At 28.5% G+C, this 23,735-nt stretch carries 26 protein-coding genes and 1 pseudogene; 2 read left to right on the top strand and 25 right to left on the bottom strand.

Annotated features, from left to right (window positions below):
- Nucleotides 1–8 precede the first annotated feature (8 nt).
- The 11 genes and pseudogenes from purB to rsmG form a co-directional block, all read right to left on the bottom strand.
- On the bottom strand, nt 9–1,301 hold the full coding sequence (gene purB / locus ABNT63_RS02415; protein ID WP_348736265.1) for an adenylosuccinate lyase: 1,293 nt from the start codon (nt 1,299–1,301) through the stop codon (nt 9–11).
- Nucleotides 1,301–2,602: an adenylosuccinate synthase gene (locus tag ABNT63_RS02410; protein WP_348736264.1), complete on the bottom strand. Its 1,302-nt coding sequence runs from the start codon at nt 2,600–2,602 to the stop codon at nt 1,301–1,303. Before ABNT63_RS02410 ends, purB begins: the two co-directional genes overlap by 1 nt.
- Nucleotides 2,603–2,670: 68 nt before the next feature.
- Nucleotides 2,671–3,766, bottom strand: a pseudogene (locus tag ABNT63_RS02405) (CTP synthase).
- 84 nt (nt 3,767–3,850) lie between these two features.
- Nucleotides 3,851–4,393 carry a DNA-directed RNA polymerase subunit delta gene (gene rpoE, locus ABNT63_RS02400; RefSeq protein ID WP_348736263.1) on the bottom strand — a complete coding sequence of 181 codons (543 nt, stop codon included), beginning with the start codon at nt 4,391–4,393 and terminating at the stop codon, nt 3,851–3,853.
- An 18-nt stretch (nt 4,394–4,411) separates the two neighbouring features.
- A complete protein-coding gene (locus ABNT63_RS02395) occupies nt 4,412–5,641 on the bottom strand; it encodes an HD domain-containing protein (protein ID WP_348736262.1) in 1,230 nt (409 codons plus the stop codon).
- Between the two features lie 7 nt (nt 5,642–5,648).
- Complete coding sequence (gene gltX / locus ABNT63_RS02390; RefSeq protein WP_348736261.1) at nt 5,649–7,097, bottom strand: glutamate--tRNA ligase; 1,449 nt, start codon at nt 7,095–7,097, stop codon at nt 5,649–5,651.
- 26 nt (nt 7,098–7,123) lie between these two features.
- Nucleotides 7,124–7,582: a 2-C-methyl-D-erythritol 2,4-cyclodiphosphate synthase gene (gene ispF / locus ABNT63_RS02385; protein WP_348736260.1), complete on the bottom strand. Its 459-nt coding sequence runs from the start codon at nt 7,580–7,582 to the stop codon at nt 7,124–7,126.
- Between the two features lie 12 nt (nt 7,583–7,594).
- A complete protein-coding gene (gene ychF / locus ABNT63_RS02380) occupies nt 7,595–8,695 on the bottom strand; it encodes a redox-regulated ATPase YchF (RefSeq protein WP_348736259.1) in 1,101 nt (366 codons plus the stop codon).
- 21 nt (nt 8,696–8,716) lie between these two features.
- Nucleotides 8,717–9,613: a ParB/RepB/Spo0J family partition protein gene (locus ABNT63_RS02375; RefSeq protein WP_348736258.1), complete on the bottom strand. Its 897-nt coding sequence runs from the start codon at nt 9,611–9,613 to the stop codon at nt 8,717–8,719.
- Nucleotides 9,603–10,373 carry a ParA family protein gene (locus ABNT63_RS02370; protein WP_348736257.1) on the bottom strand — a complete coding sequence of 257 codons (771 nt, stop codon included), beginning with the start codon at nt 10,371–10,373 and terminating at the stop codon, nt 9,603–9,605. The genes ABNT63_RS02375 and ABNT63_RS02370 overlap by 11 nt, the downstream gene beginning before the upstream one ends.
- Before the next feature lie 59 nt (nt 10,374–10,432).
- A complete protein-coding gene (gene rsmG / locus ABNT63_RS02365) occupies nt 10,433–11,026 on the bottom strand; it encodes a 16S rRNA (guanine(527)-N(7))-methyltransferase RsmG (protein WP_348736256.1) in 594 nt (197 codons plus the stop codon).
- 221 nt (nt 11,027–11,247) lie between these two features.
- Between rsmG and ABNT63_RS02360 the strand changes: the two genes are divergently transcribed.
- Nucleotides 11,248–11,796, top strand: a complete 549-nt coding sequence (locus ABNT63_RS02360) for an isochorismatase family protein (protein WP_348736255.1) — start codon at nt 11,248–11,250, stop codon at nt 11,794–11,796.
- Here ABNT63_RS02360 and ABNT63_RS02355 read toward each other — a convergent pair.
- The 9 genes from ABNT63_RS02355 to trmFO all read right to left on the bottom strand — a co-directional run bounded on the left by ABNT63_RS02355 (nt 11,768) and on the right by trmFO (nt 16,840).
- Nucleotides 11,768–12,346, bottom strand: a complete 579-nt coding sequence (locus ABNT63_RS02355) for an HNH endonuclease signature motif containing protein (RefSeq protein WP_348736254.1) — start codon at nt 12,344–12,346, stop codon at nt 11,768–11,770. The genes ABNT63_RS02360 and ABNT63_RS02355 overlap by 29 nt on opposite strands.
- Before the next feature lie 9 nt (nt 12,347–12,355).
- Nucleotides 12,356–12,949: a DNA-3-methyladenine glycosylase gene (locus tag ABNT63_RS02350; protein WP_348736253.1), complete on the bottom strand. Its 594-nt coding sequence runs from the start codon at nt 12,947–12,949 to the stop codon at nt 12,356–12,358.
- Between the two features lie 46 nt (nt 12,950–12,995).
- Entirely contained in the window at nt 12,996–13,649 is a 654-nt protein-coding gene (gene nusG / locus ABNT63_RS02345; RefSeq protein ID WP_348736252.1) for a transcription termination/antitermination protein NusG, read from the bottom strand.
- A 31-nt stretch (nt 13,650–13,680) separates the two neighbouring features.
- Nucleotides 13,681–14,118 carry a preprotein translocase subunit SecE gene (gene secE / locus ABNT63_RS02340; RefSeq protein WP_348736251.1) on the bottom strand — a complete coding sequence of 146 codons (438 nt, stop codon included), beginning with the start codon at nt 14,116–14,118 and terminating at the stop codon, nt 13,681–13,683.
- 11 nt (nt 14,119–14,129) lie between these two features.
- A complete protein-coding gene (gene rpmG / locus ABNT63_RS02335; RefSeq protein WP_004028373.1) occupies nt 14,130–14,279 on the bottom strand; it encodes a 50S ribosomal protein L33 in 150 nt (49 codons plus the stop codon).
- A gap of 383 nt (nt 14,280–14,662) precedes the next feature.
- Nucleotides 14,663–14,902, bottom strand: coding sequence for a hypothetical protein (locus ABNT63_RS02330; protein ID WP_348736250.1), 240 nt, complete (start codon nt 14,900–14,902; stop codon nt 14,663–14,665).
- A 34-nt stretch (nt 14,903–14,936) separates the two neighbouring features.
- The gene (gene rlmB, locus ABNT63_RS02325; protein WP_348736249.1) at nt 14,937–15,671 is read right to left on the bottom strand and encodes a 23S rRNA (guanosine(2251)-2'-O)-methyltransferase RlmB; all 735 of its coding nucleotides are present in this window, start codon (nt 15,669–15,671) and stop codon (nt 14,937–14,939) included.
- Nucleotides 15,672–15,767: 96 nt separating this feature from the next.
- Nucleotides 15,768–15,959 carry a hypothetical protein gene (locus ABNT63_RS02320; RefSeq protein WP_348736248.1) on the bottom strand — a complete coding sequence of 64 codons (192 nt, stop codon included), beginning with the start codon at nt 15,957–15,959 and terminating at the stop codon, nt 15,768–15,770.
- A gap of 119 nt (nt 15,960–16,078) precedes the next feature.
- Entirely contained in the window at nt 16,079–16,840 is a 762-nt protein-coding gene (gene trmFO / locus ABNT63_RS02315; protein ID WP_348737130.1) for a methylenetetrahydrofolate--tRNA-(uracil(54)-C(5))-methyltransferase (FADH(2)-oxidizing) TrmFO, read from the bottom strand.
- Between trmFO and ABNT63_RS02310 the strand changes: the two genes are divergently transcribed.
- Complete coding sequence (locus ABNT63_RS02310; RefSeq protein WP_348736247.1) at nt 16,806–16,988, top strand: hypothetical protein; 183 nt, start codon at nt 16,806–16,808, stop codon at nt 16,986–16,988. The genes trmFO and ABNT63_RS02310 overlap by 35 nt on opposite strands.
- Before the next feature lie 60 nt (nt 16,989–17,048).
- Here ABNT63_RS02310 and cysS read toward each other — a convergent pair whose 3' ends face one another.
- The 5 genes from cysS to gap form a co-directional block, all read right to left on the bottom strand.
- The gene (gene cysS, locus ABNT63_RS02305; RefSeq protein ID WP_348736246.1) at nt 17,049–18,386 is read right to left on the bottom strand and encodes a cysteine--tRNA ligase; all 1,338 of its coding nucleotides are present in this window, start codon (nt 18,384–18,386) and stop codon (nt 17,049–17,051) included.
- 11 nt (nt 18,387–18,397) lie between these two features.
- The gene (mnmG, locus tag ABNT63_RS02300; protein ID WP_348737128.1) at nt 18,398–20,281 is read right to left on the bottom strand and encodes a tRNA uridine-5-carboxymethylaminomethyl(34) synthesis enzyme MnmG; all 1,884 of its coding nucleotides are present in this window, start codon (nt 20,279–20,281) and stop codon (nt 18,398–18,400) included.
- Between the two features lie 22 nt (nt 20,282–20,303).
- A complete protein-coding gene (gene metG / locus ABNT63_RS02295) occupies nt 20,304–21,884 on the bottom strand; it encodes a methionine--tRNA ligase (RefSeq protein ID WP_348736245.1) in 1,581 nt (526 codons plus the stop codon).
- Between the two features lie 157 nt (nt 21,885–22,041).
- On the bottom strand, nt 22,042–22,497 hold the full coding sequence (locus tag ABNT63_RS02290) for a hypothetical protein (protein ID WP_348736244.1): 456 nt from the start codon (nt 22,495–22,497) through the stop codon (nt 22,042–22,044).
- Between the two features lie 189 nt (nt 22,498–22,686).
- Nucleotides 22,687–23,685, bottom strand: a complete 999-nt coding sequence (gene gap, locus ABNT63_RS02285; protein ID WP_348736243.1) for a type I glyceraldehyde-3-phosphate dehydrogenase — start codon at nt 23,683–23,685, stop codon at nt 22,687–22,689.
- Nucleotides 23,686–23,735: the final 50 nt, after the last annotated feature.

Below are 23,735 nucleotides of genomic sequence, written 5' to 3'. Positions count from 1 at the left end.
CTCCTTTTTTAATTTAGCACTCGTTGATAAATCTGTTCAATATTTCGTAAAAAATAATTGTTATCAAATAATTTTTCTAATTTTGGTAAGGCTAAATATTTTGCTATATTATTATCAATCAAAACATTTTTAAAATCAATTTGCTGTTGTTGTGCGATTAAAGTACATTTTTGAATAAAATCATAAACTTCTTCACGTGAATAATTAGTTTCTTTTAAAATATTTGTTAAAACAACTTGACTAAAATAAATTTGATTGGCTTGTTGTAAATGTTCAATAATTTTCTCCGGACTAACAACCAAATTATTAATAACACCGATCATTCGTTTCAATAAATAAACTACTAAATGATATGTGTCGGGAATAATAATTCGTTCATTACTACTATGGGAAATATCACGCTCATGTCATAATAAGTTATTTTCAAATGTAACATTCATATTACTACGCACTAAACGAGCTAAACCAGCAATATTTTCCGCACTAATTGGATTTTTTTTATGTGGCATTGAAGATGAACCTTTTTGACTTTTGATAAATCCTTCCGCAATTTCAGCCACTTCTGAACGTTGGAAATGGCGAAATTCAAGCGCCATTTTTTCTAACAAACTAGCAATTTGACTAAAACTTGTAAATAATGCAATATGATAATCACGTGATGTTACTTGCGTTGTAATTGGGTCAAGGTTTAGCCCTAATTGTTTTGCCACATATTCTTCAACTTGAACTTCAACATGCGCAAAATTACCAACTGAACCTGATATTTTTGCAACAGCAATTGCTGAACCTGCAGCATCAAATCGCGTAATATTACGCTCTAATTCAACATATCAAAGTAAAAATTTTAATCCTAATGAGGTTGGTTCGGCGAACATTCCATGGGTACGACCCATAATTAATTGATTTTTATAAGTAAGAGCTTTTTCTTTTAACGCTTCTTTTAATTCAAGCATATATTTTTTAATAATATAGTTTGATTCTTTAATCAAATAATTTTGACTAGTATCAACAATATCAGTTGATGTTAAACCATAATGAATTCATTTTTTTTCTGGTCCCAATGTTTCTGATAACATTCTAGTAAAAGCAACAACATCATGCTTTGTTTCAACTTCCAGTTCTAACATTCGTGGTAAGTTTACTGTTAAATTAGTTTTAATTTTTTCAATATCTGTTGTGGGAATTAATCCTAATTGTGTCCATCCTTCACAAACCAATAATTCTACTTTTGCTCAGGTATTATATTTATTTTCATCACTTCAAATTTTTCCAATCTCTGGAACAAAATAACGTTCAATCATTAAAAAATCTCCTTATTCATTAAAATAGTTTGTTCACGGTCAGGACCAACAGAAAATAAACTAATTGGAACACCAACGATTTCTTCTAACTTCATTAAATATTGTTGAGCATTATGTGGTAAATCTTCAAATGTTGTAACATTACTAATGTCCTCATCTCAGCCTGGCATTGTTATTAAAATTGGTTTACACATCTCATATTCTTTAATTGTACTTGGAACATAATCAATTTGTTGTCCTTGATATTCATAGCCAATACAAATTTTTAATTCCTTAATAGTAGCTAAAACATCTAATAACATAATTGCCATACTAGTATAACCACTAATTCGCAACGAATGTTTCATTAAAATACCATCAAATCATCCAATTCGGCGCGCACGCCCCGATACAGTCCCATATTCACGTCCTGTTTCACGAATATATGTTTCAACTTCGCCAAAAATTTCTGATGGAAATGGCCCGGTTCCAACACGAGTATTATATGCTTTAACAATTCCTAAAACATTATTAATATAACGCGGTGCAATCCCAACACCAACCGAAATTGAAGCTGCTGTTGGATTTGATGACGTAACAAAAGGATAAGTACCATGATCTAAGTCTAACATTACTCCTTGTGCGCCTTCAAACAAAACTTTTTGATGCGTATGAATTGCATTATCAACTAAAATTGAAGTATCAGTTACTAGTGTTTTAATTTGTTGAAATAATGCCAAATATTCTTTTCAAATTAATTTTGGGTCAAATCCTTCACTATTAAAAACTTTTGTTAAAACTTCATTTTTAAATTTTAAATTATTTTCTAATTTTTGTAAAAATCCTTTTTCATCAAATAAATCACCTAATCTAATCCCAATTCGTTCTGCTTTATCTTGATAACAAGGACCAATTCCTTTTTTTGTTGTTCCAATTGAATCTTTTTGGCGATACTCTTCTTGCAATTCATCAATTTTCATATGATATGGAAAAATTAAATGGGCACGATCACTAATTCGTAAATTTTTACAATCAAAACCATGTTCTTGTAAATAATTAATTTCACTAACTAATTTACGTAAATTAACAACACAACCATTCCCAATTACATTAATTGATTTTTTATTAAAAACACCAGAAGGAACAATACTTAACTTATATTTTGTTCCTTTAATGACAATTGTATGTCCAGCATTATCACCACCAGCTCAACGAACAATAACATCTGCTTGTTGAGCAAAATAATCAGTAATTTTGCCTTTTCCTTCATCACCCCACTGGCTCCCAACAATCGCTAGTGTTCGATAATTTGTACCACTCATAACTTATTTCCAACCTTTCTACGGTTTAATCTTAATATAAATCTACCTATTTTTTCAAATTTTTCATCTTATTTATTGTTAATTACTGCTTGCACAAAACCATTAAATAATGGATTTGGTTTATTTGGCTGAGAAGTAAACTCAGGATGATATTGTGTAGCAAGATAAAAAGGATGGTTTGGGATTTCAATAACTTCCACTAAGTTTTTCTCAGCATAAAGACCACTAAATACTAATCCTGCTTGTGCTAATTGTTCACGAAAATCATTATTAACTTCATAACGATGGCGATGACGTTCCAAAATCTCATCTTTCCCATATAACTTATGTACTAATGTGTTTGGAACTAAAGTTGTCTTATAATTACCTAAGCGTAATGTTTCTCCTAAAGCATCGGTTTTATCCTTGCCACGAATAATATAAATAATTGCATTTTTTGTTTCTGTTAATTCTGAAGAATTAGCATCCTGAATGTGACAAACATTACGGGTAAAATCAATTACAGCTGCTTGCATCCCAAAACAAATTTCAAAGAATGGAATTTTATTTTCACAAGCAAATTGACATGCTAAAATTTTCCCTTCAAAACCACCAGGAACCAAAATCCCTTTTGCATTTTTAATATATGGAACTAATGAAACATGCATATAAATAACATTTTCTCGTCCTTGTTCCATGCGAACTTGACGAATTGCTTTAATAAAAGGCAACGATTCAATATCCCTAACTGTCCCCCAAATTTCAGTAATAATAATATCTGCTTTTGATGTTGATGCCGCATGATAAACTTTCTTTTTAATTTCATTAGTAAAATGGGGAACAACTTGAACTGTCCTACCTTCATATTCGCCACGGCGTTCTTTTTCAATTACATTTTTATATATTCGTCCTGAAGTAATATTTGATTCTTTTGTTAAATTTTCATCAATAAAACGTTCATAATGTCCTAAATCTAAATCTGTTTTCAGCACCATCTGCTGTTACAAAAACTTCACCATGTTGATAAGGACTCATTGTTCCAGGGTCAACATTTAAATATGGATCAAATTTTTGCATAAAAACATTTAATCCACTTGCTTTTAATAAAACACCAATTGAAGAAGCTGTAATGCCTTTCCCTGAGCCACTGACAACTCCACCAGTTACAAAAATATATTTTGCCATTGTCTTATCATCCTTTCATCCTCAAATTAAAAAGAGTTTAGAAATTAACATGGTTGTCACTTCTAACACTCTTTAATCTTGGTATTAATTATTTTCTTCCATTTCTTTTTCAAGAGCTTTTCAGTCAATTTCTTCTGTAATACCCAATTTAGCTGCTACTGTTTCATCGTCATCATCAATAGAATAATCATTTTCAATTAAATCATCATCAACTTCTATTTCAACAAAATCATCTTCCTCGTTATCATCATCTAATGTATCATCAAAATCAAGAGTATCAATTAATGATTCTTCTTCATCATTTTCCTCTTCATCTTCTTCATCTAAATCAATATCTTCAAATTCTTCTGTTGTTTCAAACTGGTCAGTATAATCATATTGTTTTTTAATTTCATCATATTTTAAGAATTCACGTAACCCTCACATACCTTCACTTGTCAACACAAAACGATTATCTAACACCAAATCAGTATATAATTCTGCAATGACATCTTCTTTGCTGGCTCCTTGAACTGTTACATCACTTTTTGATGCAATATCATTTCAAATATTTTCAAAAGTATCGCTATTTTTTTTCTTTTTTAAATATGAATACACTAATTCTAATAACTCTACATTATCGTTCATTAATTTAAATCTTTCTTATTAATCATTCTCATATTTTTCTCCAATTGAAAATCAAATTGTTGTTGCTGTCTTTTTATTATTATTTTTAAATGCTAAGACTTCTGAAACTTCCATAATGCATTTAATTCCTTTTGATGTATCAATATAAATTGGTTTAGTATCACTATCATATAATTTAACTGGTTTTAGGTTATATTCAACCATAAAGTAATTATAATGGTTTTTATATTTTTTTATCAAATTATTTTTAATTTCTTTGAAATTTCTTTTTACTGGGTTTATTTTTTGCAAAAAATTTCGCGTCGTGAACATTTCAATTAATGTAACTAAAATTTCATCATTTTCATTTTCTAACATTTTTAAATATGTAAATAATGTATAATCATCTAATGTACAATATTGATCTGAATTCATCATTTTTCCTTCCAACAGTGGAATTAATAAAGTAATTATTACTTTATTTTTAAATTGATAATTGCTATGATATAAATCATACAATCGTTTGAACATCATTTGAAAAGTTAAATCAAATCCAATGCTTAGTGAATGTAAATAAATTTGCTTATACATATGATAACGGCCAATTAAAAATGATTCAATTGCATACTGTACTTTTAACGGAAAAACAATCTTTTTATCTTTAATAAATAAATGCCGAATAATTCACTGTGTATCAACATGACTATAACCTACACCACTTGTTTGTCCATCACGTAATAAATAATCCATTCGGTCAGCATCTAATTGTGAAGATACTAACGATGATAAAACCCCGTCCGGATGTCTACCTTCAATCATCATACATAGTTCATTAATTTCTTCTGGACTAAATTCAACCGCTAAGATTTTATTAATATTTGTTGTTGGATTTTTAATTAATAAAGACGAATAATCTTCATGATTAATATTCTGTTTTGTGATATGATTAGTCATTTCAAATGTATGTGAAAATGGACCATGACCAACATCATGCAGTAATCCTGCTAATTTAACCAATAATCGTTCATGCGTACTATACATTTCTTGAAAACTTGCTGTTTCTAACATTTTACTAACTAAATGATAAACACCAATACAATGTGAAAAACGCGTATGCGACGCACTTGGAAAAACAAATTGCCCCCCTGCTAATTGACTAATGCGACGCAAGCGTTGAAATTCTGGAGTATTAATTAATTTTACGGTAATTTCTTCATTAATTTCAATATCGCCATGAACACTATCTCGGATTGTTAGTGGTAATTTCATTTTTTCGTTATTGTAATTTAGTAATATTATTAATTACTTGTTCTTTCCCTAATAAATAAATAACCTTGGCTAGTTCTGGTCCATGTTCTTGATGAGAAGTAAAAATTCTAATTGGCATAAATAAATTCTTTCCTTTCATAGCATATTGTTCCCCCATTTTACTAATTAATTGCTTAATATTTGGTTCATCTCAAACTGGCAATTGACTTAACGCTGTTTTAAAAGATGTTATCATTTCTTCATAACCGCTCAATTCTGTTAACACTGCTTGCGTTACCATTGATAACTTTGTTGTTGGTTCAAAAAATGGTTTTGTTAAGGTCACAATTTCTGCACCATATTGAAGTTCTTTTTTATAAATTAATAATAACATATTTACTCATTCTGATGTTTTTTTTGTTAAATCATAGCTTTCTGCTAAAAAAGGTCGAACAAAAGTTAGATAATCCTCATCATTCATTGCTTTAAGATAATAATTATTCATTCAAGTTAATTTTTTAACATCAAACATACTTGACGATTTACTAAACCGCGTTTCATCAAAAATTTTAATTAATTCATCATGACTAAAAATTTCAACAGTGCCCGGAAGCGATCATCCTAATAAACTAATAAAATTAAAAATTGCTGTTGGTAAATATCCTAATGTTCGATATTGGCTAATAAATTGCATTAAATGACTATCTCGTTTTGACAACTTTTTATGTTGCTCATTAACAATTAAGGTTAAATGAGCAAAAATTGGTGGCTTAGCATTAAATGCTTCGTAAATCATTAATTGTTTTGGTGTATTAGAAATATGTTCTTCTCCCCGAACAACATGACTAATTTCCATTAACATATCATCAATTACGACCGCAAAATTATAAGTTGGAATTCCATTTGATTTTAAAATAACTCAATCGCCAATATCTTTTCCTTCAAAATGAACAGGACCGCGGACTAAATCATTAAAATCATAACTTGCTTCATCAGGAACGAAAAAACGTAAATTATATGGACTTTGTTTTGCTAATTTTTCAGCAATTTGTTCAGAAGTTAATTGTCAACATTTGCGATTATAACGTGGTGAAAAATATCCTTTTGCCAATTGTGCTTCACGGTCTTTTTCAAGTTCAGCTGGTGTACAAAAACAATAATATGCTTTTTTTGTTGTTAATAATTTTTGCGCATATTTTTGATAAAGTTCTAACCGTTCTAATTGTCGATATGGTCCATAAGTCCCTGGGCGATCAATTGTTTCATCTGGTTGAATTCCTAATCAACGTAAATTATCTAATTGTGACGCAATCGCTCCTTCAACATTTCGTTCAATATCTGTATCTTCAATTCGTAGAACAAAAACACCATCATAATGTTTTGCAAATAAATAATTAAATAATGCTGTTCTTGTATTACCAATATGTAAAAATCCCGTTGGACTTGGTGCGTAACGTAATCTGACTTTTTGTTTCATTTTAATCCCCCATTCTAGCTTTTGACCTAATCATTTTGCTTTAAAAGTAATAATGTTGTATAACTTTGGATAATATTTGGAAAATTTTGTTCAGTAGTTGTTGCTTTTAAGTTAATTTTTTCAGCCGTAATTTGTAATAATTTTTGTAAATTAGTTTTAATTGCTTTTTTATGCTTTTGCAAGTGTGGTTCATCAATAATAATTGTTGCATCAATATTACTAATTTGATAATTCTGTTCAGTCATTAATGTTAATGCTTTTTTTAAAATTAATTGTGAATTAAGTTTTTTATTTATTTCATCAAACCATTCTCCTAAATCACCTAATCCTAAGGCTCCAATAATTGCTTCACTAATTGTATGTAACAAAATATCACCATCAGAAACAGCCTCAATTTGGTATTGGCATGGAATAAAAATTCCCCCTAAATAAAAACCAGTTCCTACTTTTAAATTATGTAAATCATAACTATTGCCAATTCGCATTATTATTTCTCCCTAAACATTAAATTTAAAAAAACATATATCGCCGTCTTGCATAACATAAGTTTTTCCTTCGCTTCCTAACCGACCATTTTCTTTTACAGCTTTTTCACTACCATATTGCACTAAATCATCATACGAATAAACTTCTGCGCGAATAAAACCACGTTCAAAGTCAGAATGAATGATTCCTGCACACATTGGTGCTGTTGCTCCTTTTTTAAAAGTCCATGCTCGTACTTCTTGCTTACCAGCAGTAAAAAATGTTTGTAAACCTAATAAAGCATAAGATTTTTTAATTAATTGACTTAAACCAGCTTCTTTAATGCCATAATCAGCCATTAATAATTTCCGATCATCTGGTTCTAATGCTGATAATTCTTCTTCAATTTTAGCACAAATAACAACGACTTCAATTGCTTGTTGTTGAGCATATTCTTTAACTGTTTTAACATAAAAATTATCTGGTTGGTTTAAATCACTTTCTGCAACATTAGCAACATAAATAAAAGGTTTAATTGTTAATAAATTAAAATTCTTTACTACTTTTAGTTCATCATCTGATAATGTTAAATCTTTTAATAATTTATTTTGTTCTAATCCTGTTGCTAACTTTAATAATAATTCATACTCAAAAACATCTTCTTTTTGTTTTAAAGTTTGTGCTTTTTTGCTAATTTTATCAATTTGTTTTTTAATTTGTTCTTTGTCAGAAATAATTAATTCTAAATTAATAATTTCAATATCACGAATTGGATCAATTGTTCCTTCAACGTGGGTAATATCTTTATTATCAAAACAACGGATGACCATACAAATTGCATCAGTTTCGCGAATATTTTGCAAAAAAGCATTTCCTAAACCTTCACCTTTATTAGCTCCCGCAATTAATCCAGCAATATCATAAAATTCAAAGGTACTATGAATTGCTTTGTGCGGAGCACAAAGAGTAATTAAAGTATCCATTCGTTCATCAGGAACTTCTACCGTCCCAACATTTGGATTAATTGTTGCAAATGGATAATTATCTGCTTCAACTTGTGAATTTGTAATTGCGTTAAATAAAGTTGATTTACCAACGTTTGGTAAACCAACTATTCCCATTTTTAATGCCATTATGTTCTTCCTTACTATTAATTAATCATCAATTAAACCTAATAATTCTAAAATACGGTTTAAATCTTTAATTCCAGTATACTTGATAACAATTTTGTCAGTATCAATAACTACTTTTGTTCCTAATTTTCGCATTATTTTATTTTCCAAAAATTCATTAACAGCTCGTTTTGATGAATCCTTCTCTGAATTTTTAATTAATGGTTTCGTTATTTTTGGATTATATTCTTTGACCAATTCTTCAACCTGACGCGCATTTAAATTTAAATTAATAATCTTATTAATAATATTTTTTAATTCATTTTTGTCAACATTTAAACTAATTAATGGTTTAACTTGCCCCATTGTTACTTTATTTTCTAATAACAAGGTTTGCACTTCAGTTGGTAAATTTAATAATCGCATCGTATTTGTGACATGACTTCGTGATTTTCCAATTCGTTGTGCTAATTCTTCTTGGGTTAATCCTAGTAACTCAATTAATTCTTTATAAGCATTAGCTTCTTCAATTGAATTTAAATCAACCCGTTGAATGTTTTCAATTAAAGCAACTTCTTTCATCTGCTGATCATTAAAATCAACAACAATTGCTGGAATCGTTGTTAATCCTGCTAATTTGGCAGCTCGACTACGACGCTCTCCGGCAACTAAATAATAACCATTATTCGTTTTTTTTACAATAATAGGTTGAATTAAACCATATTCTTTAATTGATTGTGCTAATTCTGTTAATTCTTCTTCATTAAAATTTTTACGGGGTTGATGCGGATTAGGAAAAATTTCCGCTAATACAATTTCATTCGCTGTCTCTTTTAATACATCATTGCTTTCAATCCCTTTAATTACTTTGTTGATTCCTTCACCAAAAATTTTATCTAACCCTTTTGAACTTAATCGACTATTAGTATTACTTGCCATTGTTTGCCAACACCTCTCTCGCTAATTCTTCATAAGCAACTGCACCTGCACCACCTTTATCATATTCAAAAATACTCAAACCATGTGATGGTGATTCACTAATTTTAACATTTCTTGGAATATGTGTTCGATAAACTTTTTCATTAAAATATTTTTTAACTTCTGTCATCACTTCAAATGATAATTTTGTTCGTGAATCAAACATTGTTAAAACAATTCCTTCAATTGCTAAATTTTCATTAAACATTTTTTGTACAAAATGAATTGTTGTTAATAACTGTGCCAAACCTTCTAAAGCATAATACTCTGCTTGAATTGGAATTAAAACAGAATCAGTACAAGCTAGTGCATTTCGATTAATTAATCCTAAGGAAGGGGGACAATCAATTAAAATAAAATCATACTTATCGCGAACCGGTTTAATCCGCTCTAATAAAATGCTTTGGTTATCTTCTGTTCTTTCCATCAAATAAATATCTGCTCCCGCTAATGAAATGGTTGCTGGTGCTAAATCAACATTAGTCATAATATTTGAAATAATAATATTTTTTAATGGGATTTGTCCAACTAAAACATCATACATACTTTCATGAATTTCTTCTTTATTAGCACCTGTACCCGTTGTTGCATTTCCTTGGGGATCAATATCCACTAATAAAATCTTTCGTCCAGTACGTGCCAATCCGGCCGCTAAGTTAATCGAAGTTGTTGTTTTACCAACGCCACCTTTTTGGTTTGTGATTGCAATAATTTTTCCCATAATTGTCCTTTCTGTTCTGTTGCATTTGATAATTTTATACATTATTATTATATAACACTTTATCCAATTGGAAATTTTTTTATTTGATTAAACCGACGAGGATATGGTTCTGCAGTTGCCTCTGTTTTAATAAAATAACAAATGTTTCGTTCACCAAGTTGTGAAATCGTTTCATGTTGAATTTTTTCTAATTTTAAATTTAAAACTGATAAAGTTTTTTGCGCTGCTTGTAATTCAGCCTTAACATTTGGTCCTTTATAACAAATAATCCTTCCCGATGTTTTAACCATTCGCACTACTAATTCTAAAATCACCCCTAAATTAGCAACAGCACAAGAAACAACAAGTTCAAAAGATTCAGCATGCTCTCGACTATATTCCTCTGCTCGAGCGTGAATAATTTCAACATTTTTTAATTGTAACTTCATCACTAATCGTTGTAAAAATAAGCATCGTTTTTCTAATGCTTCAATAATTGTTAATTTAATTGTTGGGCAAATAATTTTTAAAACCAGCCCTAGAAAACCAGCCCCACTGCCAACATCACTAACTGTCATCTCCTTTGACAATGAGAATTCTTTTAATAATAATCCTGAATCAAGAAAATGTTTAAGATAAACCTCGTCTTCATTAATAATTGTAGTTAAATTCATAATTTGGTTTTGTTCAACTAAATATTGATAATATAATTGTAACTGTTTTTCTTACTCAGGTGTAATTTCTAATTCTGGTAACGCTGTTTTAATTAATTTAATCATCAATATCCCCCTAGAATTTTTAATTTCTTTTAACATTATAACAATATATATGGTAATATATAAACATTTAAAAAATAATTGAGAGGATTATGAAATGAATAAAAAGCCTTAATTGTGTGGTTGATTATCAAAATGACTTTGTTGATCCTAAAGGAGCGTTATATGTTCCAGGAGCAGAAAAATTATATGAAAAAATTGTTGCTTTAATTCATGAATTTCATCAGAATGGTGATTTAGTTATTGCGACAAAAGATTTTCATCCTAATAATCATTGTTCGTTTGTTAAATGAGGTCCACATTGCATTACAAATACATTTGGCAGTGAGTTATATAAATTAACTACATCGCAATTTGACCATATTATTTTAAAAGGAACACAACAAGATTTTTATAGCTACAGTGGTTTTTTTAGTGATAATCATACTTCAAATGGATTACATGAATTTCTTCAAGAACACAAGGTTACTAACTTAGTCATTGTTGGTGTTGCTACAGATGTTTGCATATCAGCAACACTTGTTGATGCTATTAAATTAAACTATCATGGTATTATTGACTTAAATGCTAGTGCTGGACTTAAATCACAAATTATTTTTTTAAAAAAACTATTATGAATAAACAACATAATAGTTTTTTTTAAAAATCATCATCATCACCATTATTAGAATCAATATTTTTGACACGCATAATTGTTTCACCATTTGGTAATTGACCAATTCGCCCTTTACTACTTCCTTTTCATTTCACTTGATAGTATATAATTCCTTGAGCATGTAATAGCTTTAAGATTTCAATTCAATTATATAGTTCACCACGATACATTCATTGTTTCTCACTATGTGCTTCCACTAAATCTCGATTATAAAAACTATGCGGATGTGATCACATCCTAATTTGCCGAATTGTATTTTCTCGTTTTGAAACAATTTCTAAATTTTCTGCTCGATTATCACGAGGATTACTATTAATATGATCAATTGTCATATTTGGCGGAACTGAACCAATAAATAACTCAACAACCAACTTATGTAATGGCCTTGTTTTTGTTTTTCCATCTTCACGACGACGAATTAAATAATAATTAGTATTTTTTGGCTTCTTTAATTCCTTAACTTTCTTTGTTACAATATTACGAATACGCCCCATATTGCTAATCTCAAGATAAGGAAATTCCCGGTGAACCTTTCAAATTTCTGCTTTTTTTGTTTTATTCATTTTAACCTCTTATTTTTTCGAAACTGCTTTATGATCCGTAATATAAAATCGATATGGTTTTAATTTAAAATTTGTTGCATACTCAATGTTGACCCGTGGTGTAGTTGTAATTTCAATTGCAGTTGATGCTGTATCTTCGGCAAGATATAAAACTGAACTTTCTAGCAGAGAAAGTCCATCATCAGCTTTAGTAATTTTTAAATAGCGTGATAACTTTCCAGGACCATTTGCTAACCGTGGTGTTGAAACAAAGTCAGGAACAGTTTCATCAATAATAATTTCACCAGCGCGTAATAAAACTGCACTTGGAAAATCAACTTGGTCAGTAACAATATTAAAACAATGATACATCCCATAAATGAGAAAAACATGTGCAAAGCCACCTTTTCAAAAAAGTGTTTCATTACGAGAACTACGTTTATTGTTAAAACCATGATTAGCATCATCTTCGGGTCCATCATAAGCTTCAGTTTCAATAATTTTACAAATAATTTTTTTCCCATCAATAATTCGAACTAAATATTTTCCTAATAGTTCGCGTGCAACAACAATAGCATTTCGCATAAAAAAAGTATCCTCAGTTAAACGGTTTACATTTATCATTTTAAAAAAAGCATAACAAAAATTAATATTAATTTGCTATGCTAACCTAACCAATTTTTTTACATTGGTCAAATTCAACTTCAGTAGGTGTCAAACGACCAAACATTTCTAAATTTACTATCGCAATCCCTTTTGAAGTGTCAATTTTTGTTACTTGTCCTTCCATATCAGTAAAAGTTCCTGATAAAATTCGAACATAATCATTCAATTCAAAGTTTGCCACAAATACTTTTTTAACTTTTTTCCCTTGCTGTGTTGCTGTTTTTTTAGCTGCCAATGATTTTGAAAGCATTTTCCTTGCTTCTTGATCTGTTAAAGGAAAAGGTTTTGTTCCTCGCCCTGATGAGCCAATAAATCCAGTAACCCCTGTTGTGTTCCGAACAATATATCAAGCTTCATCGTTCATAATCATATTAATAAAAATATAACCTGGATAAACATTTTTTTCTTTTTCTATTAGTTTTCCACCTTTTTTAGCTAAAACTATCTCTTTTACAACTCTAATATCAAAAACAACATCTTTCATATTTAATGATTCTACCCGTTGAATTAAGTCATCACGAACACGGTCTTCATGTCCAGAATAACAATTAATTACATATCATTTTCCAGGATACTTTGTAACATCTTCTAAAGTTTCTCTGTCTTCACTTTTATCATTATCAATGATTTCATCTGTTATTGTGTTTTTTCCTAACATTACCTTACTTTACTCCTTTTAAACTTATCTATTATATAATGCGAGCAACAGTTAGTAAATGATATAAAACTAAATCTAATACTAAATAAAACACCGCAAAAGCAATAATAAATAAAATTGTGATTAAAAACTTGCGTCCTAAACTACCCTTACTTGTTCATCGAATTTTTGTGACTTCTTTTGCCATTTTGACAGGAAATTCACGAAAAGCTAATTTTCAATTTGTTTTTTTACTTTTATTTGAATTTTTACGCTTAAAAAGACCTTTTTTAATTTGTTCACCATTCTCATCAACCTCTGGTGTTGTGCTTACTTTTTTTGTTCCAAGTTGAATTGGTGCTGTTTTACTTGCTTTTTTTTGAAAAATTAGCGCTGCTTTTTCATTTTTCTTTTGAATTTTTAACGCTTTTTTTTCTTCTTTTGTTAAAACTGTTTTAACATTCTTTTTTGATTTTTCATTTTTTTTCATTGCAAACACCTCTACCTTGTTTCTTTATGTTTAGTATGTTTATTACATGTTTTACAAAACTTATTTATTTCTAATCGTTCTTTTTGTGTCATTTTGTTTTTAAATGTTGTATAGTTTCGATTTAAACATTCTGAACATACTAATATAATCTTTTCGCGCATAATATTCACCATAATTAATTATAGTATATTAATAACAATATTCATATACTTAATTAACTATTTTTGTAAAAATCTCTTGTTTTTTGCATAATTCGTTGCATTGCATTATCAACTTGCCGATAATTTAACCCTAATAAGTGGTGAATATTATAAATATTTTCACCAGCAAATCATAACCGAAATACTTCTTTTTCTAATGGTGATAATCGTTGATAAAATATTTTAATAATTTGTTTTTGTTCATCAAAACAAGCAATTTTATTTGAAAAATTTTCATCTTGATTAGTAATATTTTCATTAGTTAATTTAATGTAATAATTTAAAACTTTATTTTTTATATTAAAAAATTGACGAATTTGTTTATGAATATCTCATGTGTAACGTTAAAAAATAAAATCTTTTAATTTTTTTGACGAATGGGGATTATACATTTTGGCACTTTCTAATACTGAAAAATACTTTAAACTTTCTAAATCAGCTAATTCAATTGGTAAACCAAAATACTTATAAAAAGTTCGGCGTTTAACATCTTCTAGAAAGGATACATATAATTTATATAAACTAAATAATGCTGTTTGATTATGACCTTCTTGAAATAAATAAAGTAATTCATATTCATTCATCGTAACAATAGTCAAATCATTTCTAAATTAAATTTTATTGTTGCAACATTTTAATTTGATAAATTAAAATAGCACTAGCAACCGATACATTTAAAGAATCAAGATGACCTGTTGTTGGAATATAAATATTAAAATCAGAATGCTTTAATAATTTTGCACTAATCCCTGTTCCTTCATTACCCACGATTAGACAAATTGGCGTATTATATTTTAATTCACTTACATTGTGGGCTGTTGTAGTTAAACTTGTTGCATAAATTCAAAACCCTTGTTTTTTTAAATATTCAATTGCATTAGTTAAATTATTTACTCGACAAACTGGAACATAATTAAAAGCACCTGCAGAGGTTTTGGCAACAGTAGCATTAATATCAACTTGGCGTTTTTCTAGAATAATAACCCCATCAACATTAAACAAATCACAAGTACGCAAAATTGCCCCAAAATTATGTGGGTCAGAAATTTGATCAAGGACTAATAAAAATGGATGCCTATTTTGTAATGCTTTTGTTATTATTGCAGTTAATGAATAATTTTCTGGCTTGCAAATTTCCAATACCAGACTTTGATGCTTACTAGTTTGTACAAGAGCTGTCATTTTATCTGTTGAACAAAAGACAACTTTAATTTGACGACTTTTAGCTAGTTTCAAATAATAATCATTATTTTTCCCTTGTGGTAATAAATAAAGTTTATTAATTTTCACTGCTGGATTTAGTAATGACTCCACAACAGGATTAATTCCGTAAATGTATATATATTCTTGCATATTTTCTTCCTTTTCCTGTTTTATTATTCATAACCTATATTAATAAATTTCTTTATAAGTATTATAATTTAATTTGATATTTTTTAATAGTTTCTTTTATTTTTTTATTGCCCGAGAATAAAGTGCTAAATTTTTCTCTGGTTTATTTTTAAACTTAGTTGTTAAAGTTGGCATAATGCCAAGATTTGCTTTCATTGGTTTTAAATCTCGTTGTTTTGGATTTGTAACATAGTTGACTAATGCTCCTAACACAGTTTCTGAAGGAAATTTAATTAATGGTAAATCCATTACATATTGATAGACATTTAAAGCGCATAATAAACCTGCTGCCGATGATTCTAAATAACCTTCTACCCAATAATTTGACCAGCAAAAAAAATATTATTATTTTGTTTATATTGTAAAAATTAATTTAAAACTTTTGGTGAATTAATATAATTATTTTTATGTAAAACTCCATATCGAACAATATCTACTTTTGCTAAACCTGGAATAAATTGTGTAATAATTTGTTTTTGTTCTGGCCATGTTAAATTCGTCTGTAAACATACAATATTATATAAATTATCAATGACATTATCTTGCCGTAATTGAACCACTGTAAATGGCTGCTTACCATTTTTGTCTGGTAAATTATTACTACTCATTGGTCCATTCAAAAGAATTTTTCGTGATGTTTGTGCCATAATCTCAATTGGTTGACAACCTCTAAAATATTTTTCAAAATCTGCAATAGGAACTCGTTTTGCCGTTACTAATTCTGTAAGTAATTGATTAAACTCATCTTCTGTTAATGGACAAATAATATAATCTTTTTGTTCTGAATGTCGTGCGCCATAATATGCTTTTGAAAAATCAATTCCAGCTTTTGTTACAATTGGGGCTGAACCATCATAATAATACAATGCTTTCTTACCAACTAACTTTTTAAGATCAAGAGCAAAATTTGTTGTCACTAGTGGTCCAACAACAATAATAGTAATTTGTTTTGGATCTATTTTAATAAATTCATCATAAATAATGGTAATATTAGGATGTTTTATTAAAGTTGCTGTAACTTTTTGTGAAAATAACTCCCGATCAACACTAAGTACATCATCAGCAGGAACTTGAACATCATAAGCTGTTTTTAAAATGAAAGAATTTAATAACTTTAATTCTTCTTTTAAAATTCCAATTGCATTTTCTCTTGAAACACTACGAAAAGAATTAGAACAAACTAATTATGCAAATGTATCTAATTTTTGAACTGGATTTTTAAATAATGTTTTTGCTTCATATAATTTTACTTTTAAACCACGTTTTGCTAATTGGTAAGCAATTTAACAACCTGCTAACCCGGCACCAATAATATTAATTTATTTTTGTTTCATTCCGTTACAAAATATCTTTTTCTACTAAAACCTTACGAAGTTCATCTGCTTTGACAAAATCTTTATTATTTTTTGACTTAATTCATTCTAATAAATATTTACGAATTTCACCACTAATCACTGGTAACTTAAAATTAAAATTCATAATATTAAAAATAATATTATAAAAATCACTAGCAAGTTGCAAATTAAGTTTTTTATCACGTAATTGAGTATTAATAATTTTAGTCATTTTACTAATAATAGTTAAAACATTTGGACTATTTAAATTATTTGCTAACTCAGCAAGAACTTTCTTAACATTGTCACCATGTTGTGCTAAATTATAATTTAAGTTATATTCAGCTAAATATAAATTTACTGCTTTTAAGACTTTAAAAATCTTTTCGGTTTCACCTTGTGTACTAATAATTAAAGTTTCTGTTACATTTAATGGTTGTGTATAATTAGTCGCATATAACAAATAACGTAATGTATTTGCTCCGTATAATTTAATAAAATCACGAACTAAAATAGTATTATTTAATGATTTACTCATTTTTTTATCAGCAACATTTAAATGCCCATTATGCATTCAAATGTTTGCAATTTCCTTATTATTTTTTGCTAAAAATTGAATTCGTTCATTTTCATGATGAGGAAAAACTAAATCAATTCCGCCGGCATGAATATCAATTGTTTCTTTATGAAAAAATTTATCAATTAAGACAGCACATTCTGTATGTCAACCTGGGCGACCTTGATATAATTTACCCGTTTGATCATAAAAGGGAAAAGAAACTCCTTCGGTTGTTTGCTTTCATAAAGCAAAATCATATTGACTATGCTTATTAGCATCATGTTCAATTCGAATATTAGTTTCTAATTCTGAAATTTTTTTATTAGCTAATTGTCCATATTGTGCTTGATATTTTGCAATATCAAAATATACACTACCATTAACTTCATATGCAGCATTAAGTTTAACTAATTTTTGAATAAAAGTAATAATATCTTTAACATGGTCTGTTACTCGTACTCGCTTTGCTGGTGTTCTAACATTTAAATTAAAAACATCTTCTTCAAAAGCTTTAATATAAAATTCTGCAATTTCTTGTTCAGTTTTATGTTCTGTTGCTGCTTTAGCAATAATCTTATCATCAATATTCGTGTAATTTTGAATATAATTAACTTCAATATGTTGAAATTGTAAAAAACTAACTAATAAATCAACAATAATAATTGCACGAGCATTACCGATATGAATGTAATTATAGACAGTTGGTCCACAACCATAAATATTAATTTTTTTTGCTTGATCATAATCTGTAAAATTACGAGTCAAAGTATTATATAATTTCATACTTCACCCTCTTATCTATTTGCATTCAATTCCATTTTTTTTAAATGAAATAACAGCATTTGAATATCAGCTGGATTAATTCCTGAAATTCGATTCGCTTGACCAATTGAAATTGGTCTAATCTTTTTAAATTTTTCTCGTGCTTCAAGTGCCAAGTTATCTACCAAATCATAATTCAAATTAACTGGAATTAATTTATTTTCCAACTTAATTGTTTTTAAAGCAATTTCTTGTTCTTTTTTAATATATCCTTCAAAACGAATATTAATTAATAAATTTTGTTTTAAAAATGATTTTAAATTATTTAACGGTGGTAACTCCTCCTCTAAATATTTTAACTCAATATTTGATCGTTTTAATAAATTATAACCAGAAATGCGTTCTGTAATGTTGACAACACCTAATTTAGTTAGTTTTTGAATTAATGGTGATTTTGCCGTAAAATAAGTTTCTTTTAACAATTGCATTATTTCATTATAACTTTGCACATTATTTTGATATTCAATTCAACTTTTTTGATCAATTAAACCAAATTGATAAGCATAATTTTTTAATCGTTCTTCAGCATTATCATTGCGCAATAATAAACGATATTCAGCACGAGAAGTTAATAAACGGTAAGGCTCTTCTGTCCCTTTTGTAATTAGATCATCAATTAACACTCCAATATAAGCTTGGTCACGACGTAAAATGAAAGGTTCTTTTTGGTCAATACTTAAAACAGCATTAATTCCAGCCATTAAACCTTGGCAAGCAGCTTCTTCATAGCCACTTGTTCCATTAATTTGACCCGCCGTATATAAATTTTTAATTTTTTTTGTTTCTAACGTATGTTTTAATTGTGTTGGTACAATTGCATCATATTCAATTGCATAAGATCATTTTAAAACTTCAACATTTTCAAATCCTGGCAAGGAACGTAGCATCTTTTTTTGTACATCAATTGGCATTGAAGTTGAAAATCCTTGCACATAAATTGTATTTAAACTCTTTGATTCTGGCTCTAAGAAAATTTGATGACGTGGTTTATCAGCAAACCGCACAATTTTATCTTCAAAACTTGGGCAATAACGTGGCCCTGTTCCTTTTACATTTCCAGAATACATTGCTGATGCTGTTAAATTTTTTTGCACAATATTATGTGTTTTTGATGTTGAATGAATTAATCAACATAATTCTTGCTCTTGTAACGGTGTAAAGGTTTTTGTTGAATAAGAAAAAGCTAGTTGCAAATCACTCCCTGGTTCTGGTTGTGCTTTACTATAATCAATTGAAGTATTAAGAACACGTGCTGGTGTACCAGTTTTTAAACGAAATAACTCAAGCCCTAAATGTTTTAACTGGGTTGATAATCCTGCTGTTGTAATGTCGCCATCAGGTCCTTCTGCTTTTTTTGTCATTCCTTGTAACACTAAAGATTGCATATATGTTCCTGTTGTTAAAATAACTTTTTTTGCAAAAAATTGTGTTTGATCTTTTAACATTACTCCATAGCAATTATTGTCATCATCAACCAATAAAGATTGAACTGCTCCTTCATATAAATCTAAATTATCTTGCTTTTCAATTACTTTTTGCATATATTTTGCATATTCAATCTTATCTGATTGAGCGCGTAATGCTCATACAGCAGGACCACGTGAAGAATTTAATAATTTCATTTGTAAAGATGTTGCATCAGCTGCCTTTGCCATTTCACCACCAATGGCATCAATTTCACGAACAACAATCCCTTTAGCTGGACCACCAATTGAGGGATTACATGGCATTAATGCAATTTTATCTTTATGCAAAGTAACTAATAATGTCTTTTTTTTCATTCTTGCTGCAGCTAAACTTGCTTCGACACCAGCATGACCAGCACCAATTACAATTACATCATATTTTTTCATTAAACTCCCTCCTTTACTAGTTTTATTAATTTAATTCTGCTTCAATTTGTTTTAATTTTTGTTCTACATTAACACGATTAAATAAGTTTTCTTTTTTCTCTATTGTTTTATTATAAATGATTTCTTGCGTTAAAATTGTTTCAAATGTTAAATCATTTAAATTAACATTAAAATAATCGGCAATTTTTTGCGCATTATCAACTAAAACTGGCTGCAATAAAAAAGCACTAACAATAATAGTATAAGCTAAACTTGCTAAAGTTTCATATAATTGCTCCATATTTTCGTTTTTTTCTAACTCTCAAGGTTTATTTTCTTCAATATATTTATTCGCCTTATTACATAATTCCAAAATAATGTTTAGTCCTGCTGAAATTTGATAAACATCCATTGCCTGCTGATAATTCTGCACCGCTTGGATACAACTTTCAATTAGCACATTATCCAATTGTTGTTGTTTTACTAACTGACCATTAAAATATTTACTAATCATATTACTTACTCGTGATACCAAGTTCCCTATATTATTAACTAAATGAGCATTATATGATTCTAAAAACATTTCATAAGAAAATTTACCATCATTTTCAGTTGGAATTTCATATCCTAAATAAAACCGTAATGTATCTCGACCATATTTATCAATTAAATATAATGGATCAACAACATTTCCAATTGATTTACTCATTTTAGTATCTTTAAATAAAATTCAACCATGCGATAAAAGTTTATTAGGCTGACGTAATCCTAAACTTTCTAGCATACTTGGCCAATAAATCGTGTGAAAACGAGCGATTTCTTTTCCTAATAGTTGCAAAATCTCAACATCCTCATTATTTCAAAATTTATTAAATAATGTTTCATCATTTGATAAATAACCTAATGCTGTTAAATAATTTGATAATGCATCAATTCAAACATAAATAATGTGTTTATCATTTTCTAAGGTTTTAATTCCTCAGGAAAAAGTTATTCTAGTAACAGATAAATCAGTTAAGCCTGGTAAAATAAAATTATTTAACATTTCATTTTTTCTTGGTTCTGGTTCAATAAAACCAGGGTGATTATTATAATAATTAATTAAAAATTGACTATATTTTGAGACTTTAAAAAAATATGTTTCTTCCTTTACTTTTTGTGGTTTATTACCACAAACTAAGCACTGGTTTGTTACTTTACCAATTTGTTCTTCAGTTAAAAATTCTTCACAACTAACACAATATAAACCTTCATATTCTCCTAAGTAAATATCTCCATTATTATATAATTTACTAAAAATTTTTTGGACTCCAACTTCATGCTCTTTATCAGTAGTACGAATAAACTTTGAATATTCAATTCCTAATTTATTTCATAATAATTTAAAATTATCAACAATCATTGTTGTAAATTGATATGGTGTTACCCCTGCTGCTTTTGCTTTCTTTTCAATTTTTTCACCATGTTCATCGCTGCCTGTTAAAAAGAAAGTTTCATAACCAGCCATTTTTTTATAACGATTAATAATATCAGCTAATGTGGTAGTATATGCATGTCCAATATGTAATTGCGCACTTGGATAATAAATTGGGGTTGTAACATAAAATAATTTCTTGTTTTGACTCATAATATATCCCTCTCATTGTTATACATTTTAACAATATAAATTATATCGCATTTTTGCCAATAAAATAAGGGTTTTTTAAAGACAATTAAGGTCTTTAAAAATTAATAAAATAAAATAGTTATTTCCATAACTATTTATTCATAAATAAAACTTATTTTTATGCTGTTACTTCATGTAATTTTCGTGAAGAAATATTGCGTAAACCTTCATTTAACATTTCTGTCATCTGATAAGGAATATAAATAAAATCTATTTGCATTAGTTTATCATCATATTTTTCATTTAATATTTCAACAGCATCAGCATATAAATCATCGCGTCATTCTTTAATATCTAATTTTTCTTTAAAATAACTAAAAGCTAATGTTTTAGCATTTCGTAATAATGAATCAATTCGTAATGACAGTTTTTTATAAGTATCTGCCAAGGCTAATTCTAAACGATATGTAAAATCCTCATCGGTAATAACGCGTCCATTGTTCTGAATTAAAAGAACATTATCATATAATAATTGGATTGGGTTTGTTGAGTCATGAATTTTTTCTGTATTTAAAATTAATTTTAGTTGATCACGAATATTACTAAAATGCTTTTCTAAAATAGGATTTTTCATTTTTTGCTCTCCTTAATTGCTTTAATTGTCTCCATTATCAATAGTAAATAAACAAACGGATATTAATTATAGTTTATTAGATTATTTTTATAAGAGTAATTCTTATATAAATATCATAGCATAAGAAATATCTTTTTTTAGAAAAATAAAAAAACACTAAAATATTTTTTAGTGTTTTGTATATTTTAATTAGACTGTCGCAAAGTATAATAATGTACGTACCATTTGTGATACATATGACATTTCATTATCATATCATGCATATACTTTAACTAATTGTTTACCATCACGTTCAATAATTTTTGTTAATGTTGCATCAAAAATTGATCCGTGTGTTTCACCAATAATATCTGATGAAACAATTGGTTGTGTATTATAACCAAAAGTTTCTGAAGCTGCTGCTTTCATTGCATTATTAATTTCTTCAACTGTTGTTGTTTTTTTCAATTCAACTGCTAAGTCAACAATTGAACCAGTAATAGTTGGAACACGTAAAGCCATTCCATCAAATCGACCTTCCAATTGTGGTAATACTAATGCAACTGCTGCTGCTGCTCCCGTTTTAGTTGGAACAATATTTGAAAAAGCAGCACGTGCTCTTCTTAAATCATCATGTGCTAAGTCCAACAATCTTTGATCATTTGTTACCGCATGAACAGTTGTCATATATCCTTTTTCAATTCCAAATTTTTCGTCTAATACTTTTGCCATTGGTGCTAAACAGTTAGTTGTACAGCTTGCCCCTGAAATAATAGTATCTTCTTTTTTAATTTCCTTATGGTTTACATTATAAACAATTGTTTTAACATCGGTTCCTTTTGCTGGAGCTGAGATTAAAACTTTTTTTGCTCCGGCTGTAAGGTGTTTTGAAGCACCAACACGATCAGCAAAGAATCCTGTTGATTCAACAACAACATCAATGCCTAATTTACCTCATGGTAACTCAGCAGGATCTTTTTTGGCATAAACATTTATTTTTTTCCCATCAACAATAATAACGCCTTCTTCTGAAGAAATTTTTCCTCTTTTTCATCCTCCTTGGGCTGAATCAAGTTCTAATAATGTTGCTAAGGTTTTTGCCGCAGTTAAATCGTTAATTGCGACAATTTCAACATTTTTTTCGTCAAATAATCTTCTAAAAGCTAAACGGCCAATACGTCCAAACCCGTTAATTGCAATTTTTGTCATCTACTTTTTCTCCTCTACATATATTTGATACCTTCTTAGTTTGCAATAAA

Source organism: Spiroplasma endosymbiont of Ammophila pubescens (assembly GCF_964020965.1).
Classification (GTDB): Bacteria; Bacillota_I; Bacilli_A; order Mycoplasmatales; family Mycoplasmataceae; genus Spiroplasma.
This window is presented reverse-complemented; position numbering and strand designations above follow the sequence as displayed.